The sequence below is a fragment of the Novipirellula sp. genome (genome assembly GCF_041583735.1).
GTDB lineage: Bacteria > Planctomycetota > Planctomycetia > Pirellulales > Pirellulaceae > Novipirellula.
In genome coordinates this window covers 1-2,035 of record NZ_JBFHFD010000991.1, presented here as the reverse complement: position 1 = coordinate 2,035, position 2,035 = coordinate 1, and the positions used below count along the sequence as shown (strand labels likewise).

3 protein-coding genes are annotated in these 2,035 nt (G+C 58.2%); 2 read left to right on the top strand and 1 reads right to left on the bottom strand.

What is annotated here, in order from left to right; all coding sequences use genetic code 11:
• The coding region (gene nadC, locus ABX962_RS35370) for a carboxylating nicotinate-nucleotide diphosphorylase (protein ID WP_372726352.1) at positions 1-849 on the bottom strand (849 nt) is incomplete at its 3' end.
• Positions 850-1,212: 363 nt separating this feature from the next.
• On the opposite strand from nadC, the gene ABX962_RS35365 reads away from it, so the two are divergent.
• A complete protein-coding gene (locus tag ABX962_RS35365) occupies positions 1,213-1,638 on the top strand; it encodes a ComEA family DNA-binding protein (protein WP_372726351.1) in 426 nt (141 codons plus the stop codon).
• 193 nt (positions 1,639-1,831) lie between these two features.
• A partial coding sequence (locus ABX962_RS35360; RefSeq protein ID WP_372726350.1) for a DEAD/DEAH box helicase family protein occupies positions 1,832-2,035 on the top strand: 204 nt, incomplete at its 3' end.

Sequence of the window (2,035 nt, the reverse complement as noted above, 5' to 3'; positions counted from 1 at the left end):
CTCTACACCGGTTCTAGCGATATCGGCGATCGTATCGATCGTGACGTTCCCGGATGCCTCGAGTTCGACCGCAGAATTTTGCTGGTCGCGGATCGCGACAGCTTCACGCAATGCGTCGAGCGAAAAATTGTCGAGCAGGATGATGTCGGGGTTCGTGGAGATCACGTCGCGAAATTGCTCGAGCGAATCGACTTCGACCTCGACCATGGTTGGCGCCACCAGATGTTCCACGTTGGCACCCCGCCACTGGATCGCTTTCTTCGCTGCGGTACTGGCGGCGATCGGTCCGGACGAATCGCCCGCCAACGCCAAATGGTTGTCTTTGATCAGGAACCCGTCATGCAAACCGCTGCGGTGGTTGTGCCCTCCGCCGCAGCCGACGGCGTACTTTTCCAACAACCGCCAACCCGGCGTCGTTTTGCGAGTGTCGTACAAACGTGATTTTGTCGATGCAATCACCTGTGCGTAACGCTGGGTCAGTGTCGCCACGCCACACATCCGGCTGAGAATGTTCAAAATCGTTCGCTCGCAAGTCAGCAAATCACGAGCGTTGCCGGTCAATCGTGCGATCGGTTGGCCAGCGACCAGAGCCGAGCCGTCCTCTTGTAAACACGTGACTTGCAATGACGCATCGAATTCGTCGACGATCCATTGCAGTGTGGCCAAACCTGCACAGACGCCTTCGCCGCGTGGCACAATCTCGCACCCGCCCTGGCGATCTGCGTCGATCAAACAGACGGTGGTCCAGTCCATTGCATCTCGCAGGTCTTCGGCGATCGAAAGTCGAACCAGCATCCGCAGATCGTTTTCAAGTAAAGCGTCGGCTTCAACGCGGGGATAATCAGTCATCGATGTACGTCCAGGGTTCGATTCGTGTTAAGGGTTGGGAGGCTAGCGGAATGGGCCATCTACTTTCGCACTAACCGGGTGGTCTTTCTAGCGGAGTGGCGCGAGCCGCCCGGTCTAATCCGAACGATTGACTCGCCGCAACCGGACGGCTCGCGCCGTGCCGCTACTAAAGTAGATGACATTGGGCTCGCGGACTGTGGCAACCGATGTTGTCGATCGATCGTGCGATCGCACCGCAGCAGGCTCGCTAGCATTGTAGCGTTTTTGTGAAAAAGTGGAGCCGCTGTCACCGTGATGCGTTGTTTTCGTCCGGCTCGATCGTGGATAATAAGCGAACCGTAACTCAATGAGAATCGCGGATCGATGAGCCCATCCACCCCCAACCCCACGCGACATTCGCCTCTGCTGCAGCCTGCGGTGCAGTGGACGCTAGCGGTGGTTTTGACGCTTTGTTTTGCGGCGTTAGGCGGACAGATTGCCAGCCGGATCGGGATGCCCCAGTCAGAGCCGATTCGCGATGCGGAAGCCAAATTGCTCTGTCTCGATTTGAATGCCGCGGCGGAACATGAATTGTCGCTGCTGCCGACGGTAGGCCCGGTGCTTGCCAACCGCATTGTGCAGGACCGTCAGCAGCGGGGACGGTTTCAGTCGGTCGACGATCTCCGCCGCGTGTCTGGGATTGGCCCCAAAACGATTGCCGAGATCGCTGCCTACTGCTGTGTCGAGGTGGCTTTCCCGCATGACGCGATCGCTCCCCCGCATGAGGCGATCGCGACGAACCAACAGTAAGCGACGTCCTCAAACACCGCGAATTGTGGCGTTTTGCAGTCCCTCGCTGACGCTTCGGGTTGTGATGAACGCGCAGCTTCACAACTCACATGTCGGGTTGTGATTTTCAAGGCCGGACCATCGTCGTTTTCGCGGTTCTTCGTTACAGTGAAGCGGTCAACGCAAGTCATCATGACCGCCTGTGGAACCCTTCATGACGTCCAATTCGAAAAAACTTCCCCGCGCCGATTTCCATCTCAATCAGCCGTTTCCGCCGGCCGGCGACCAACCGCAGGCGATTGCGGAACTGACTCGCGGCTTTTTGGCCGGGCGATCCGCCCAAACCTTGCTGGGGGCAACCGGTACGGGCAAGACGTTTACGATGGCAAACGTGATTGCCAACTTGGGCCGCCCTGCG